The sequence below is a fragment of the Parabacteroides faecalis genome (assembly GCF_022809355.1).
Classification (GTDB): Bacteria; Bacteroidota; Bacteroidia; order Bacteroidales; family Tannerellaceae; genus Parabacteroides; species Parabacteroides faecalis.
In genome coordinates, this window is the sequence record NZ_JAKZMM010000069.1 from 1 (window position 1) to 16,197 (window position 16,197).

At 41.9% G+C, this 16,197-nt stretch carries 12 protein-coding genes and 2 riboswitches; of the genes, 9 read left to right on the plus strand and 3 right to left on the minus strand.

Translation table 11 applies throughout. From position 1 onward, the window contains the following. Positions 1 to 166 precede the first annotated feature (166 nt). The 4 genes from MUN53_RS17035 (at position 167) to MUN53_RS17050 (ending at position 7,756) form a co-directional block, all read left to right on the plus strand. Complete coding sequence (locus tag MUN53_RS17035; RefSeq protein ID WP_243326596.1) at positions 167 to 511, plus strand: DUF6565 domain-containing protein; 345 nt, start codon at positions 167 to 169, stop codon at positions 509 to 511. Positions 512 to 780: 269 nt separating this feature from the next. Then, positions 781 to 3,999, plus strand: coding sequence for a carbamoyl-phosphate synthase (glutamine-hydrolyzing) large subunit (carB, locus tag MUN53_RS17040; protein WP_243326597.1), 3,219 nt, complete (start codon positions 781 to 783; stop codon positions 3,997 to 3,999). A gap of 84 nt (positions 4,000 to 4,083) precedes the next feature. Further along, positions 4,084 to 6,162 (plus strand): triple tyrosine motif-containing protein, encoded by a 2,079-nt coding sequence (locus MUN53_RS17045; protein WP_243326598.1) that lies wholly within the window; start codon positions 4,084 to 4,086, stop codon positions 6,160 to 6,162. Between the two features lie 211 nt (positions 6,163 to 6,373). Further along, the gene (locus tag MUN53_RS17050; protein WP_022456895.1) at positions 6,374 to 7,756 is read left to right on the plus strand and encodes an NAD(P)/FAD-dependent oxidoreductase; all 1,383 of its coding nucleotides are present in this window, start codon (positions 6,374 to 6,376) and stop codon (positions 7,754 to 7,756) included. A gap of 98 nt (positions 7,757 to 7,854) precedes the next feature. Here the strand turns inward: MUN53_RS17050 and MUN53_RS17055 are convergent, their stop codons facing one another. The 3 genes from MUN53_RS17055 to MUN53_RS17065 form a co-directional block, all read right to left on the minus strand. Next, positions 7,855 to 8,982 carry an ABC transporter substrate-binding protein gene (locus tag MUN53_RS17055; RefSeq protein WP_243326599.1) on the minus strand — a complete coding sequence of 376 codons (1,128 nt, stop codon included), beginning with the start codon at positions 8,980 to 8,982 and terminating at the stop codon, positions 7,855 to 7,857. Then, positions 8,982 to 10,100, minus strand: a complete 1,119-nt coding sequence (locus MUN53_RS17060; protein WP_243326600.1) for a YncE family protein — start codon at positions 10,098 to 10,100, stop codon at positions 8,982 to 8,984. The genes MUN53_RS17055 and MUN53_RS17060 overlap by 1 nt, the downstream gene beginning before the upstream one ends. Positions 10,101 to 10,293: 193 nt before the next feature. Continuing rightward, positions 10,294 to 12,303 carry a TonB-dependent receptor plug domain-containing protein gene (locus tag MUN53_RS17065; RefSeq protein WP_243326601.1) on the minus strand — a complete coding sequence of 670 codons (2,010 nt, stop codon included), beginning with the start codon at positions 12,301 to 12,303 and terminating at the stop codon, positions 10,294 to 10,296. Between the two features lie 38 nt (positions 12,304 to 12,341). Continuing rightward, a riboswitch (cobalamin riboswitch) is annotated at positions 12,342 to 12,545 on the minus strand. A gap of 212 nt (positions 12,546 to 12,757) precedes the next feature. On the opposite strand from MUN53_RS17065, the gene MUN53_RS17070 reads away from it, so the two are divergent. The 5 genes from MUN53_RS17070 to MUN53_RS17090 all read left to right on the plus strand — a co-directional run bounded on the left by MUN53_RS17070 (position 12,758) and on the right by MUN53_RS17090 (position 16,041). Continuing rightward, positions 12,758 to 12,928 carry a dephospho-CoA kinase gene (locus MUN53_RS17070; protein WP_243326602.1) on the plus strand — a complete coding sequence of 57 codons (171 nt, stop codon included), beginning with the start codon at positions 12,758 to 12,760 and terminating at the stop codon, positions 12,926 to 12,928. Further along, a complete protein-coding gene (locus tag MUN53_RS17075; protein ID WP_243326603.1) occupies positions 12,918 to 13,355 on the plus strand; it encodes a putative toxin-antitoxin system toxin component, PIN family in 438 nt (145 codons plus the stop codon). Before MUN53_RS17070 ends, MUN53_RS17075 begins: the two co-directional genes overlap by 11 nt. Positions 13,356 to 13,643: 288 nt before the next feature. Next, positions 13,644 to 13,843: riboswitch (cobalamin riboswitch) on the minus strand. Positions 13,844 to 14,038: 195 nt separating this feature from the next. Continuing rightward, the gene (locus tag MUN53_RS17080) at positions 14,039 to 14,806 is read left to right on the plus strand and encodes a threonine/serine exporter family protein (protein WP_243326604.1); all 768 of its coding nucleotides are present in this window, start codon (positions 14,039 to 14,041) and stop codon (positions 14,804 to 14,806) included. Further along, the gene (locus tag MUN53_RS17085) at positions 14,803 to 15,306 is read left to right on the plus strand and encodes a threonine/serine exporter family protein (protein WP_022456902.1); all 504 of its coding nucleotides are present in this window, start codon (positions 14,803 to 14,805) and stop codon (positions 15,304 to 15,306) included. Before MUN53_RS17080 ends, MUN53_RS17085 begins: the two co-directional genes overlap by 4 nt. Positions 15,307 to 15,309: 3 nt before the next feature. Then, the gene (locus MUN53_RS17090; protein WP_022456903.1) at positions 15,310 to 16,041 is read left to right on the plus strand and encodes a DUF6064 family protein; all 732 of its coding nucleotides are present in this window, start codon (positions 15,310 to 15,312) and stop codon (positions 16,039 to 16,041) included. Positions 16,042 to 16,197 lie beyond the last annotated feature (156 nt).

Here is a 16,197-nt window from a genome sequence, read left to right on the forward strand (position 1 = left end):
TGGTGGCTACATATTGATGTTGTGCTGTTGCTTTTTACTGAAAGCTGCTACTAACGACTCATAAATCTACCCTTAATCGTGTATTGGATGATAGTTGCGGATTTTAGGTTATATTTGCTTCGGCAGAAAATAAAACAACAGGACTAATTTAACAATCGACTTCATTATGAAAAAGATATTTATAAGCCTATTCGCACTTTTTATATTCATTTCTTGTGACAACAAAGAATCTTACATGCAAGACTTCAGTCAATTTATTCAGGAAGTAGAAGACAATGCCGACAAATATTCTGAAAAGGACTGGAAAAAGGCAGATAAGAAGTTTGAAGAATACACCGGCAGCATTTACAAGAAATATGCAGAAGAACTGACTGCCGAAGAAAAAATAGAGATAGCCAAATGTCAAACGACTTATGCCGCATTAAAGGCAAAAGCAGGCATAAAAGACTTCGGGAAAAGCCTGAAAGAAGCTGCCCAAAAAGCAAAAGAAGCATTTGAAGAAGAAAAATAAGACCTTGATTTGTATTAATCCGGAAAGTATTACTATCTTTGCAACATTTTAAGGGATAATAAAACAATCGGATGAGAATGAATGATAACAAGTGGAATTTACACACAATTTCCGGCTTTTGGTCGGAATGGCTCGTTAATTTTCATTTTAAAATAAAGAAAATGCGGTGACAGGTTATTATTGTCAACGCATTTTTTTTGTCTATTCACCTCAAATAATTAATTTGCGAATCCAATTAAACAACATACAATAAAAAATACAAAGTCATTATGTCAAAAAGCAACGTCAAAAAAGTGATTGTCCTGGGTTCCGGTGCTCTGAAAATCGGACAGGCAGGCGAGTTTGACTATTCTGGTTCACAAGCACTGAAGGCACTGAGGGAAGAAGGTATCAGTACCGTATTGCTGAATCCGAATATCGCAACCATTCAAACGTCTGAAGGAGTAGCAGATAAAGTTTATTTCTTGCCTATCACTCCTTATTTCGTAGAAGAAGTGATCAAAAAAGAACAACCGGACGGTATTTTGCTTGCCTTTGGCGGACAAACAGCCTTGAATTGCGGTACAGAGCTGTACACTAACGGAACATTAGCCAAATATGGCGTAAAAGTATTAGGTACTTCGGTAGAAGCAATCATGTACACGGAAGACCGTGACCTGTTTGTAAAGAAACTGACAGAAATTGACATCAAAACACCGGTCAGCCAAGCTGTCGAAAATATGGACGACGCCATCCAGGCAGCTAATAAGATTGGTTATCCGATCATGATCCGTTCGGCCTACGCTTTAGGAGGAATGGGTAGTGGTATTTGCCAGAATGAAGCAGAACTTCGCGAATTGGCTGAAAGCGCATTCGCTTATTCTCCGCAGATCCTGGTAGAAGAATCACTGAAAGGTTGGAAAGAAATCGAGTTCGAAGTAATCCGGGATAAGAACGATCATTGCTTCACGGTAGTTAGCATGGAGAATGTTGACCCGCTGGGTGTTCATACAGGTGAAAGTATTGTAGTAGCTCCTACTTGTTCTTTAACTGACGAAGAATTGAAATGGTTGCAGGATTTGTCAACACAAACTATCCGTCACTTGGGTATCGTAGGTGAATGTAACATTCAATATGCCTTCAATTCAGATACACACGACTACCGTGTTATCGAAGTAAATGCCCGCTTGAGCCGTTCTTCTGCTTTGGCATCAAAAGCATCAGGTTATCCTTTGGCATTCGTAGCTGCCAAACTGGCTTTGGGTTACGGTTTGGATGAAATCGGAGAAATGGGAACTCCTAACTCAGCCTACAAAGCTCCGGAAGTAGATTATATGATTGTAAAGATCCCGCGTTGGGACTTAACGAAGTTCGTTGGTGTAAGCCGTCAGATCGGTTCAAGCATGAAATCAGTAGGTGAAATCATGTCAATCGGTAAGAGCTTCGAAGAAATCATGCAGAAAGGTCTGCGTATGATCGGACAAGGTATGCACGGTTTCGTAGGAAATAACGGACTTGAATTTGAGAATCTGGATGATGAATTAGCGAATCCGACAGACTTGCGTATCTTCGCCGTTGCTCAGGCTTTGGAACAAGGTTATACAGTTGACCGGATCTATGAACTGACAAAGATCAATCCTTGGTTCTTGAACAAACTGAAGAACATCGTAGATTATACACAGGTACTGAAGCTGTATAACAAGATTGAAGATCTGCCAGCTGATGTCTTGAAAGAAGCTAAACGTTTAGGATTCTCTGACTTCCAGATTGCCCGTTATGTAGAAAATCCGGCAGGAAACATGGAAAAGGAAAATATCCGCGTTCGTAACTTACGTAAGAAATTAGGTATCCTGCCTACCGTAAAACGTATCAATACAGTAGCATCCGAAAATCCGGAACTGACAAACTATTTGTATCTGACATACGACGGAACAGCACACGATATTCCTTATTATCCGACTGAAAAGAATGTTGTTATTTTGGGTTCAGGAGCTTATCGAATCGGTTCTTCCGTTGAATTCGACTGGTGTTCAGTTAATACGGCACTGACAGCTCGTAAGTTGGGTTACAAAGCCATTATGATCAACTACAATCCGGAAACTGTTTCTACGGATTATGATATGTGTGATCGCCTGTACTTCGATGAACTTTCTTACGAACGTGTATTAGATATCATCGATTTGGAAATGCCTAAAGGTGTAGTTGTTTCGGTTGGTGGACAGATTCCAAACAACCTGGCTATGAAATTACACCGCCAGCATGTACCTATCTTAGGAACTTCTCCGTTATCAATCGACCGTGCAGAAAATCGTCATAAGTTCTCTGCAATGCTTGACTCTCTAGGTATCGACCAACCTCGTTGGGCTGAGTTGACAAGTATGGAAGAAATCGATGAATTCATTGCGAAAGTCGGATTCCCGATCCTGATCCGTCCTTCTTATGTATTATCAGGTGCAGCGATGAATGTTTGTCACACCAAAGAACAGATGATCGAATTCTTAGGATTGGCTGCTAAAGTATCTAAAGAATATCCGGTTGTTGTATCTGAGTTCCTGCAGGGAGCCAAAGAAATTGAATTCGATGCTGTGGCAAAGAATGGCGAAGTTGTTGAATACGCTATCTCTGAACACATCGAGTTTGCCGGTGTCCATTCAGGCGATGCTACGTTAGTATTCCCGGCTCAGAAGATTTACTTCGAAACAGCCCGTCGTATCAAGAAAGTAGCAAAGACTATTGCAAAAGAATTGAACATCAGCGGTCCGTTCAACATTCAGTTCCTGGCTAAGAACAATTATGTAAAGGTAATCGAATGTAACTTGCGTGCTTCACGCAGCTTCCCGTTTGTTTCCAAGGTATTGAAACGCAACTTCATCGAGACTGCAGCCCGCATCATGTTGGATGCTGAATATACGAAGCCGGATAAGAGTGCATTTGATATTGACTGGATTGGCGTAAAAGCCTCTCAATTCTCTTTTGCCCGTTTGCACAATGCAGACCCTGTTTTAGGCGTAGACATGAGTTCAACAGGTGAAGTTGGTTGTATAGGAGATGATTTCAACGAAGCATTGCTTTCAGCCATGATCGCTGTAGGAAATCGTATTCCGAAGAAGAACGTCTTAGTTTCTTCAGGTGCAGCCAAGAGTAAAGTTGATTTATTAGAACCTTGCCGTACATTGGATAGTAAAGGTTATAATATCTATGCAACTGCCGGAACAGCCAAATTCTTAAATGACAATGGAGTCAAGGCTACAGCCGTTTGCTGGCCAGACGAACATGGTGAATTAAACATCATGGATATGTTCTCTAAACACATCTTTGAATTGGTTGTTAACATTCCGAAAGATCATAGCAAACGTGAATTAACCAATGGATACAAGATCCGTCGTGCTGCTATCGACCATAACATTCCGTTGATTACCAATGCTCGCTTGGCAAGTGCCTTTATCAATGCCTTCTGCGAAATGAAAGAAGAAGACATTCAGATCAAGAGCTGGCAAGAATATAAATAATAATGTATCCAACATTATTAAAATCTGATAAACTAGCGGCAGGTTTCATTTGAACCTGCCGCTTTTATTTTATATATTTGCCGTATGAAGCAACACCATATATATCTGATTTTATTCATCTTCTGGCTTGCCGGAAGTTCTATTTCTCAGTTGTGGGCCAAAAAGACCTTCAAAAATCCGTATGTATTGGTCCAAAATTATACCATTAATGACTATCATGCCAGTTGTCAGAACTGGGATGTCTATGTATCTGAGCATGGAGCTTTATACGTAGCGAATAACTCCGGATTATTAGAATTTGACGGAAACACTTGGCATCTATATCAGACAGACGATCAAGAAAGTCTGTTTCAAATCGGTATGAGAAACGATACTCTTTTCAGTCGGGGAGAACGGACAAACGGCTTCTGGCGTTATAACAAGGAAATGATTATGAAATATACACCTGTTTCCGAAACTCTTCCTGATTCAATCTTCCGCGACTTCAGAATGCTAGCTCCTTTTTCTATTCCGGAAGAAATAGAAAAAGCCAAACCTCAGCTTTATGCCGGAACCAGTGTATATAAATTTGTCACAACCGATGAAGGCTTGTTCATTACGGATTCAATCGGCAATCTCCTCCACCATTTGAGCATGAACAATTCACTGCAAGATAATATAATTCACGACATTTGTGTCCAGGATGTAGACCAAATCTGGTTAGCTCTTGATAATGGTATCGCGCAAGTTAATATCAATCCTCCGGTCAGCCGGTTAGGGAAAAGAAGTCAAATCGGCAAATTGGAACAAGTAGGAAGTGACGAGGATTATTTGTACATAAAAACCAATCTGGGTTATTTCCGTAAAGAGTTAGGAACTCAATATTCCTTTACTTCCATACCACAAGAAGAAGCTGAAAAATATCTCAGGAAACAACCGGATATCATTACGCAACCCGCCGAAAATCTATTTTATGAGCCTGCATCCATCGGTTATTTCAATAAAGCTAAATACATATATCCGGTTCCAGAAAATATGTACTGGCTTGTCAAAGGTAATGAAGCGGCTTTGTTTCAAAATGAATTCAATACGACAACCCAGAAGTGCCGTATCCTTTTTGATAACTATCAGATGAATCTGACTACACGCAGTCCGCACTTTTTCTTACTAAATGATTCGATGTATGTTGTCTCGGCCATGCAAGGAGCTTTACTTGTTGATATACGACAAATCATGACGCAAAATATGCAACTGACGATGCCAACGTTTCATTCCATCCGATACAGCGATTCGCAAGGGATGCACTATCTCGTTCCGGATACAAGCATGATCACGTTGCCACACCGGTTCCAAGAAGTAAATCTCTTTGTAAGTACAACTGTGTTTACACCGAATCATCAATTCTCTTATTTACTAGAAGGAATTTCAACGGATTGGTCGGAATGGCAAAAAGAAGGGAAAATATCTTTTTCCCAACTACCGGAAGGAACTTATACATTGCGTATCCGAAAATATGTCACCAAAGGTACATTTCCGGAAATTACTTTACAAATAAAAGTCCTTCCGGCCTGGTATAATACAATCTGGGCCTATTGCATTTATGTCATCCTCCTTTGGATAATTATACAGAGTGTTCTTCATTATCAGCTTCGACGGCTTAAACGGGAAGAACAGGCTCAAAAGATCCGTGAGGAAGAATTAGAGCAACAACGAGTTGAACAGATGAAAAACCAAATGCTGGAAACTGAGTTGCAAAACAAGAATAACGAACTTACCCTCCAGACGTCGGCTCTCGTCAGAAGGAACAAAGCTATCCAGGCATTTCTGGATGAATTGAACCAGCAAAAAGAGACATTGGGCGACCGTTATCCCAATAAACTCTATAACAAACTTCGGACATTGATGGAAGAAGCCTTGAATGACCAGGAAGATTGGTTATTGTTTGATTCTTACTTCAACAGTGCCCATCAGAACTTCATCAACCGGCTTCAGCAAAAGTACCCGGATTTGACACCAGGAGACTTACGCATCTGTTGTCTGCTGCGTATGAACCTATCTACAAAAGAAATCGCTTCGCTTTTGAATATTTCTGTCCGCGCCGTAGAGCTCCGACGTTACAGACTGCGTAAACGGTTAGAATTAAACAACGATACAAACCTAGTTGATTTCTTGCTAAAGCTATAAGCTATATATTTCTCATATAAAATATAAATATAGATTTTATATATAGATAATCAACTAATAAACAACATACTAAAAACAGAAGAGAAAGGAATGATGAATACATCATTCCTCTTTTTTTACCTTGCGCAATCGTTGTTGTAGTCTATTATTTGTACACGCAAGAAAAAGCCCGTTCCTTTGCAGCAAATCTTAAAACTAATAGGCGAGGAACATGGACAAGGAATCAACAATCATTCGGAAACAAATCGAACTTTTCGAGAAAAAAGGAATTTCTCGGAGAAAGTTTTTCAAGATAATGGCTGCAGCTGGACTGTTATCATTCATAGATACGAGACATGCAAAAGCCTTCTCAAGTAAAGCAAAAGGGAAAATAGTTATTGTAGGCGGTGGAGCTGCTGGTATTAGTATGGCTGCCCGATTACAACGTTGGTTGGACGAACCAGACATTACTTTGATCGATCCGAGCGATCGTCAGTTTTATCAACCCGGATTTACATTAATTGCTTCCGGCGTATATAAGGCAGACGATGTATGGAAGAAACAAGAAGACTGTATTCCCAGTGGGATTAAATGGGTAAAAGATTCGGTTATTGCCGTTGATCCAGTTTGGAACCAAGTGACAACAGCCCAGAACGGAAAAATCCCTTACGACTTTCTGGTTTTAGCTCCAGGAATCCAATTAAACTGGAATAAGATTGAAGGATTCAGTTATGACCAGTTGGGTGTAGGAAATGCACATTGTATTTACGACTTCCAAGGTGCCCAGAAAACATGGAAAGCTTTACAAGAGTTTACAGCTAAAGGTGGACGTGGTATTTACACGGATACTTATACAAAACATAAGTGCGGTGGTGCTCCGAAGAAGATTTGTTTATTGACAGAACATCATGCACGTAAAAACAACCAGCGTGATCATATCCAGTTGGATTATTTCACGGCAGAGAAGGCTCTTTATGATGTTCCGTTCTTCACGCCTCGTCTGGTTGAAATTTATAAAGAAAGAAATATACCGATCCAAACCAATACACGTGTCAAGGGAATTGATACGGCTGCAAAGCAAGTTCATTTTGAAAGGATCGAAACGATCGATGGAGAAAAGAAGGTTACACCGTTTGTAGAAGATTACGACTTCTTACACTTTGTTCCACCGATGTCGGCTCCGGATTTTGTCAAAGAAGCAGAATTAGGTTTTCCGGATGGGAAACTGGCAGCAGACGGTTGGGTAATGGTTGATAAAGAAACGTTGGTTCATCAGAAATATCCGAACATCATTTCATTGGGTGATGTTGCCGGAACACCAACCAGCAAGACATCGGCTGCAACTCGTGTACAAGTTCCGATCGCTGCCAAGAATCTGATCTCGCTGATGGAAGGGAAAGAACCGACAGAAAAATATAATGGATATGCGGCTTGCCCGATTGTAACGGACTATGGTCACGTATTATTATGCGAATTTGATTACGACAAGAACCCGCAGATTTCGTTCCCATTCTCGATGTTAGATATGTCGAAAGAGCAATGGACAGCGTGGTTGTTGAAAGTATATGTATTGAAGCCCCTGTATTTCTATGGAATGCTGAAAGGCTATGCTTAATTAGCTTAATACACACACTCCCTATATAAATGCTAAACTATTTACACAAAGACTAAAGAACCCGGTTCTCTCTCCAAGAGAATCGGGTTCTTTGTTTATCATTTATCTTCCATCAAATGATAATAACGCAACGGGCGACCGGAAAGTAATTCCGGATGAAATATCTGGATAAAATCTTGCAACAGGTAATCCGGATGCAACGGAAACTCTTCATAATACCGGATCCGTCCGGTATTACAGGCATAAATCCGTTTCTTCTGGAAGGCTTCGAAATGAGCATACGGCGCATATTCCTGCTGCAGATCAGCATACGTCATGTCTTTGCTTTGATTATACTTCAACAACCAGATATCGGCTTGATAGGCTTTCTCAAAGACAGTTTCGAAACTGAGCGGATGGCTATCGGTTCCTGGCAAATAGGCAAATAGATAGTCGGCACCGGCATCACGAAACAGATTGGCTGTGTAACTTTCTCCACCGGGCATATACCAGGAAGCACCGTATCGCTTTTCGGAAAAGACTGTTGGTCGGGTCGTTACCTGGGCAGTCAGTTGCTTTAAAGCCAGATATGCTTCTTCGGTTTCCTTGAATACAGAATCAGCGACGGCCTGCTTTCCAAACAAAAGCCCGTAGAATTTCACCCATTCTGTCCGTCCCAACGGAAGAGACTCCAAATAGTCGGCTCCTTGTACAATAGGAATGCCTAACTTCTCAACCGGACCAAAACTGCTGTTCTGAAATGGAGAAGCGATGATCACGTCGGTTCCGATCTCCAACATCTTTTCTACGTTGGGTGAAGTAGCTTCTCCCAAATCGGCAATTCTTCCTTCGTTCAAACCGGCACGTACTTCCGGCGAATCCATATAACGAGGTTCACATACACCTACAATACGATGACTTTCGCCCAATTGTTCCAGAATAGAAGCATGTACAGATGTATAGACAACAACCCGCTGAACGGGAACTTTTACCACCGTCCCTTTCGGCAAACCTTCCGGTACCGGTTGATTCCGGTCAACCAACAAATAACGTTGTAGCAATTGGGTCGTATCCCACGGATCACGGACATCTACCTGAACATAATCCGGAGTATAGCCTATGGTCAAACCTTGGGCATATGACAAAGTATCCTGTTGCCAGGAATCCGGTAATACAACTCGCTTGCCGGGATTTGTACAACCTACCAGCAGGCAAAATATGATGATATAATAAAATGCAGACTTCATTATTTCGTCAAGAAACCAACCTCTTGTGTGTCATATCCACCGCAGTCGATCGGTGTACCATTCAGTTTTCCGTCGGGTGTGAAGACATAAATAGAAGCCGTCTCACCGTAAGAAGAGTTCGTAATATATACCAAATCAGTCAACGGATCTACATCAATCGAATTAGGTGAAGCGATTTTTGTTCCATCAGTAATGAAGTTTTCCGAAACCACCTGTTCCGTCTTCGCATCATAGATCTTATATGTGATGTTCGTATCGTAATAGTTGGCATAGATAACATACAACTTATCGTTTGCGATAGCCAGTTTGGTTCCATTTCCCATAACAGTTACTTCACCAGTCTGTCCGTCAATCCGCTGTAAGGTATTATTAATGGCCTCTTGTCCTTCGGAAGCCTGGTTATAATTCCCCATCGAAGCCAGATAAACATCCCCTTCGCTGTCAGCAACCATATTTACCGGGTTCAGAACAACTTCGATCTCTTTTTCTACAGCCAACGTATTCAGATCAATAACCGAAACTGTATTTCCGTAGTTCGGATAATCACCACCGCCGGAGTTAGCAACATACAATTTATTGTTTGCCACCACCAATTGCTCCGGATAACGGCCTACGGGAATAACTTTTTCTATTTCCAACGAAGCCGTATCCAGCACAGCCACCGAATGTCCGGAATAATAAGCCGCAAATACTTTGCCGTTGGCTGCAGCCATATAACGCGGATTCATCGGTTCTTGTTCTCCTTTATCGTTTGTTCGTGTCGGTTGTATTTGTTTTACAAGAGTTCCATCTTTTTCCAAAACAGATAAGCAATTGGAATAAGTCACGCCCACATAAATCTTTGAACCATATACCAACATATCCTGAGCCGATTCTCCCAAAGCCTTACCATTGGCCGTCTTATACAAATCCGTCATTTGTGCCGACTCCATATCATACAGGTTCAATGAAGCATTATTCATATTATAATTTCCCCGATTCAGGATCAGTAATCCATACGTAGAAGGATCAACAGTTGGTTTGTCGTCGATACCTGGTTCATCCTCATCACACGCTACCATCGGAAGCGCCAAAGCGGCAATCATTGCCCATGTTTTTAACACATTTGATCTTTTCATTTTACTTTATCATTTAATTAATATAACATGCTCCTCTCATTCCCATAGGGAAATAATTGTTCAACAGCCGTCAAAAAGCTTTACCACATTTGTCGAAAAGCTTTAGCACATCTATCGAAAAGCTTTTCGACAGATGTCAAAAAATTAAAAGGTAACGAAGAAAGGACTTCTTCGCCGTTATTTTCGGATTCCTTTAATACGTTACCTGTACCGTAGCCCGGAATGATCGTCCCGGCATCGGGTAATATCGGATTACATCATACGTGACATTTCCCAAGTTCACCACCTCTGCCTGCAAACGAAGAGAACATTTCCCGATACGAAACGTCTTGTTTGCCGAAAGCTGTTGTTCTATATATCCATCAATCCGGTTGTCTTCCAAATTCTGCGGTAAAGTATAACGGTCACCCACGGCTGTCAGGCTCCAACCCAAGTTTACCCATGGATTTTCCAGCGAAGCCGATACAGAACCGGCATGTTCTGCCGTATAAGGAATCTGATCCCCATAGATTTTGGACGTCTTGTCGGTCCGGTCAGTAGCATTTTGCCACGTATAAGATGCGTTTAACTGCAAAGCCATGTCGGCAGGCAAGGCAAAAGATGCCGCCAGATTCGCGTCCAACCCGAAAATATTCACCACACCCTGGTTCATCATCTTCCAGATAAACATGGTTGGAATCGCAACGATCTTATCCCGCACATGATTATAATACCCATCGACCGTCAGACTCAGGAAATCGAGCGCCAAAGCCGGAAAGGCATTGTTCCAGGTAAAGCCCAAGTTATATTGCGAAGCTTTCTCGGCATCCAGTTCCCGGTTACCAATCCGGTCATAATACAAATCATTAAAGGTCGGTACCCGAAATCCATCTTTATACGAAGCACGGATGCGCAGATGCTGTTCTGGCCAAGCCAGCCAGGACACACTGGCTGCCGGCGAAAGACGCTTACGATCGGCCGCAGCCTCGCCTATTTCCAAGGTCTCGGTAATATAAGTTCCCAGTAAACTGGCTGTTGCTGTCAAACGATCATTCTTATACTGAGCCGCCAAAGCCGTCAAGGATGAATAACGCGTCGGGAAAGGACATTTCGGTGTAGTGGCATCCAAGGTATTCAGGAAGAAATCTTCAGCCAGAGAAATAGAAAATCCTTCTGCCGGACGATACAACCATCCAACCGAGGCATAATATTCCCGCTGGGTATAAACATCGGTCTGTACTCCTCCGACATATTGGCTGTGAAAGTCCTGATAGCGTGTCCATCCATAATCAAACTTGGCCAATGCCTTGAAATCCAGTTTCGGTAGCCAACGATTCTCATAATTCGCCTGCAGGAAACCGTTCTTGTTAAACAGGCGTTCGGTATGCCAGTCGTTATAAAGAATCACGGCGCCCGGCAAGCCTCGTTCCGAATCAAACCAATATCCCTTGAGTTGCAGTTTACCGTTCCGCTTCCAGTCGGCAAACAAGTTTAATTCCGTGCGCCAACTATTCACATCGCTGTTTTTCCGCTTCTCGTGTGTCACGATATTACCATTGGTAAACGTATAAGGATACCGGCCATCCGCCCGTGTCCAGTCGCCTTGAATCGACAAGGCATACGTTTTTCCCAAACGTTGTTCATACCGCATGTACGGATTAAACAAGCCAAAAGATCCCGTCTTTATTTTACCTTGCAAACGGAATGACTTATCCCCTTCCAGATAAGGAGATCGCGTCTGAATACTCAAAGTTCCTGCCGAAGCCAGTACACGTGCCGACTGGAAAATATCATCCGCCTGTCCGATCGAAAGAGAAACCATCTCAACATCATCCAACGAAAAGCGGCTAATGTCCACCTGACCGCTCTGCATGTCGGTAATAGTAACACCATCATAACTGACTGCCGTATGCTTGGCACCCAGGCTACGCACAGAAACCGTCTTTAATCCGCCAATTCCACCATAATCCTGTACCGAAACACCCGAAAAGCGTTTCACGGCATCCGACAAGTCTTGTAATCCCAACTGTTCAAAACTCCGGTTATTCAGTATCTGAATCGGAGCCGACGATTTCAAGACCGAAGGTTTTCGATGCCCGATAACCTCTACATCCGACAGTTTATGATAAGAAGTGGTATCTGTGACCTGTCCGAACAACGAACTACAAAACAAACAACTCGCACCCAAAAGGTACAACTTTCCTTTCCAACGCTGATTTGACATACATTTTCCTTTCCAAACATCTTACCCGAGATGCTTGATTACTGATTAAGGGCAAGGCAGGTTTTCTGACTTATCCGCCTATTTTCGGACACCTTCCCGAACACTCCAACGTTCAGTGGCATGAAGAAACCGAAGGCTTTGATGGACATACAGCTACGGGTACAGCTCAGGATTCGCACCTGATTCCCTTTTACTAACAGACAGAGACAACTGGCTGTTACACCTTTCCGCCACAAAGCTACATAAAGATTTTGAGATTTAGGATACCTAAAAGGGAAAAACAAATGAGCATTATCGTTTCCTCTTTCTCCAAAACCATATATTTTCACACTCAAATAAATAATATGTCGGAAAAAACTTATATTTGCCATAGAATAATCAAACGAAAGAATATAACATGAATAGCAAAACATTAAGTCAAGCCCAGCTTTGTTTGCTTGAAACATTTGCCAATATGCAATCACAAGAAGAAGCCGATGAACTAAGTCGCATTATCCGCGATTATTACGCTCGTAAATTGGAGAACGAACTGGATAATCTTTGGCAAAGCGGTACACTCAACCAACAAAAATTAGACGATTTGCGTTCTCAACATCTTCGTACACCCTACAACTATGAAAAATGATAATTCACGTCGGTTAGTCGTCATTGACACGAATTGCCTATTACAAATGTTAGGAAGATACAACAGATATCATTGTCTGTGGGAAGCTTTCCTGCAAGAACGTTTTATTTGGTGTATCTCCAATGATATTGTCAATGAATATGAAGAAATCCTTACATTAAAAGCCTCTGCCAAAGTTGCTTATTTGTTCATGCAAACCCTTATGAGATCACCTAATATAGCCAAGAATGATCCTTATTTTCATTTTAGACTGATTGAACAAGATAAAGATGACAATAAGTTTGTAGATTGTGCGATTGTAGCAGGAGCAGATTATATAGTCAGTGAAGATTCCCACTTCAGGACATTAAAATCCATACCTTTCCCGAAAGTTAATGTCTTATTATTAGACGAATTCATGAAAGATATTTTCCCCGAGGAAAAATAAATCTTCATGATGATTCAAATAAAAGCAGAAAAAAACCTCCGGCGAATCACTTCGACGAAGGCTCCACGGCGTTTGCTTGAAAGAAAAACATTACTAACAACTAATATTCTATCTTAAAGGGGAATTAGACGACAATAGCAAAGCTACACATATACAGCCATTTCCTATTGCCTGACAGGAACAGATATAATCCTTTTTTCGTCAGCCTCAATCCTGACGAAAATCTGCCTTTCACAGAAAGCACTGATCAACTATATCCGACTGTTTTACTAATCCCTCGAGTTAAAACAGCATACATGAGCAACGGCAGGTCTTCTGACTGACTCCCATCTTGAAGCCTTCCCAGTTAATAAACCAGTGGCAACGAGGTATTTCAAGATGTTTATCGGAGCTTCACAGCAGCGGGACTGTTCAGGATTCTCACCTGATTCCCTTTTAATCCGGACGGACAGACGATCCGTCGCAGAACCGATTTCTTCGCAAATATAAGGATAATAATCATACATGCTCCAATCCGTTTGTCTTATTTTTCATCTGACAAATCGAAAACCGGTAGTTTCTACTCTTCGTTGCATTCTTTTTTGTACCTTTGCAGCCGTTTCCAAAGAAAAGGATTCGAGGAGACTCGAAAAACGACAGGCAGGTTATCTATTTACTATATATTTTATCGATACAATCTATTTATGGAAAGAAATGAATCGCTGCTGCCGGTAGCCAAGTTCATCGCCGAGTACGCCGCCCACATGATGGGTAGTGGTGTGCATACATCGCGTGTGAAAAGAAGTTCCAAACGTATAGGCAAGGCTTTTAATACCGACATCAAACTGAATGTTTCACAAAAGACTATCGTCATTTCGGCAACCCACAACGAAACAGGGGAAACCTACAGTGAAGTCGTTGATATTCCCGTTCTCCCAATCAGTTTCGAACACAATGCCGAACTGAGTGCCTTGAGTTGGGAAACATACGACCAACATCTTTCTCTTGAAGAGGTCCGGCAGAAATACAACGAGATTGTCTCTGCCCCAAAAATGGATCCGATGTTTGTACTGATTCTTGTAGGACTTGCCAATGCTTCTTTCTGCCGTCTGTTCGGTGGCGACTGGTTGTCGATGGGAATTGTTCTTTCGGCTACGATTACCGGTATGTTTCTCCGTCAACGGATGCAAGCCAATCACATCAATCATTATGTGGTCTTTGCCGTCAGCGCATTTGTAGCATCGCTGTGTGCTTCTACCTCTTTGATCTTTGATACGACTTCCGAGATCGCCTTGGCTACAAGTGTTCTCTACCTGATTCCGGGTGTACCGCTGATCAACGGTATCATCGACATTGTAGAAGGTGAGACACTCATCGGCTGCTCCCGTCTGATCAGTGCCTTTCTATTAATTATATGTATTGCCATCGGCATGTCTTTTACATTGATGTTGGTTAAAAACAGTTTGATATGATACTTGTAGATATATTACTGGATGGATTGTTTGCCGCTGTGGCCGGTGTGGGATTCGGAGCTATTTCAGATCCTCCTTTGCGGGCTTTCCGCTATATTGCCTTATTAGCAGCCGTAGGTCACGCCTGCCGTTTCTGCCTGATGACATATTTAGGTTGGGATATTGCCACTTCTTCCCTATTCGGTTCTCTGACAATCGGGTTTGGTAGTCTTTGGTTGGGGAAGAAAGTATTCTGTCCGATGACCGTACTTTATATTCCGGCCTTATTACCTATGGTACCGGGGAAATTTGCATACAACATGATCTTCTCTTTGATCATGTTCTTGCAGACAATGGACGATCCACAGGAAAAGATGAAATACATGAGTATGTTCTTCTCAAATACGATCGTAACGACAACAGTCATCTCATTATTGGCTGCCGGGGCAACTTTGCCGCACTTCATATTCTCGAAACGAGCTTTTTCTTTAACCCGACGTAAACCAGGAGAGGAGGAATAATCTATGGAAATATTTTGGCAAACCATTGCACATTACAATAGCTGGAGCTGGATATATCAGCTAATCATCGTCGGAATAGGTATCCTATTAAGCGTCTTGTTGTTTTACCGCCCACGGACTTGGGTAAAGAACAGCATGAAATGTTATCTGGCCGGAGTTTATCTGTGGCTATCCATTGCCTATTATTACTTCGACTGCGGTACTCGTGCTTACAATGAAGTGATGGCTTTAATCTGGGCTTTGCTGGCGCTTGTCTGGATTTGGGATTTGAAGGTTGGTTACACGAGCTTCAACCGTACACGCAAATACGATAAGCTGGCTTATCTTTTACTGGCCATGCCTTTTGTTTATCCCGTGATTTCCTTATTACGCGGACTCACGTTCCCGATGATAACCTCACCAGTCATGCCTTGTTCGGTTGTAGTTTTCACGCTGGGCATTATGTTGCTCTTCTCTGAAAAGATTAATCTTTTCCTGATTCTCTGCCTGACACATTGGTCGGTTATCGGATTAACGAAAACGTATTACTTCAATATTCCGGAAGATTTCTTGCTGTCGAGTGCTTCTGTACCAGCACTCTATTGTTTCTTCAAAGAATATTATGCCAATTATACCCATCAGGAAACAAAACCCTCGCGACAAACAGTCAAGAACTTATTAATCCTTTTCTGTAGCGGAATCGGTCTTATCCTGCTGGTCACACTGGTAAAAACAGTGTTTATCCATTCTGCCTAATCATAAAGGTGCCTCGGAATAACCTCCCGAAGCACCTTTATTTATTTCCTAAAATCCGCAACTATCATCCAATACACGATTAAGGGTAGATTTATGAGTCGTTAGTAGCAGCTTTCAGTAAAAAGCAACAGCACAACATCAATATGTAGCCACCAT

Excerpts from the sequence above, each read along its gene's own strand:
- MUN53_RS17035 (WP_243326596.1), top strand. The coding sequence starts at position 167 with ATGAAAAAGATATTTATAAGCCTATTCGCACTTTTTATATTCATTTCT.
- carB (WP_243326597.1), top strand. The coding sequence starts at position 781 with ATGTCAAAAAGCAACGTCAAAAAAGTGATTGTCCTGGGTTCCGGTGCT.
- MUN53_RS17045 (WP_243326598.1), top strand. The coding sequence starts at position 4,084 with ATGAAGCAACACCATATATATCTGATTTTATTCATCTTCTGGCTTGCC.
- MUN53_RS17050 (WP_022456895.1), top strand. The coding sequence starts at position 6,374 with ATGGACAAGGAATCAACAATCATTCGGAAACAAATCGAACTTTTCGAG.
- MUN53_RS17055 (WP_243326599.1), bottom strand. The coding sequence starts at position 8,982 with ATGAAGTCTGCATTTTATTATATCATCATATTTTGCCTGCTGGTAGGT.
- MUN53_RS17060 (WP_243326600.1), bottom strand. The coding sequence starts at position 10,100 with ATGAAAAGATCAAATGTGTTAAAAACATGGGCAATGATTGCCGCTTTG.
- MUN53_RS17065 (WP_243326601.1), bottom strand. The coding sequence starts at position 12,303 with ATGTCAAATCAGCGTTGGAAAGGAAAGTTGTACCTTTTGGGTGCGAGT.
- MUN53_RS17070 (WP_243326602.1), top strand. The coding sequence starts at position 12,758 with ATGCAATCACAAGAAGAAGCCGATGAACTAAGTCGCATTATCCGCGAT.
- MUN53_RS17075 (WP_243326603.1), top strand. The coding sequence starts at position 12,918 with ATGAAAAATGATAATTCACGTCGGTTAGTCGTCATTGACACGAATTGC.
- MUN53_RS17080 (WP_243326604.1), top strand. The coding sequence starts at position 14,039 with ATGGAAAGAAATGAATCGCTGCTGCCGGTAGCCAAGTTCATCGCCGAG.
- MUN53_RS17085 (WP_022456902.1), top strand. The coding sequence starts at position 14,803 with ATGATACTTGTAGATATATTACTGGATGGATTGTTTGCCGCTGTGGCC.
- MUN53_RS17090 (WP_022456903.1), top strand. The coding sequence starts at position 15,310 with ATGGAAATATTTTGGCAAACCATTGCACATTACAATAGCTGGAGCTGG.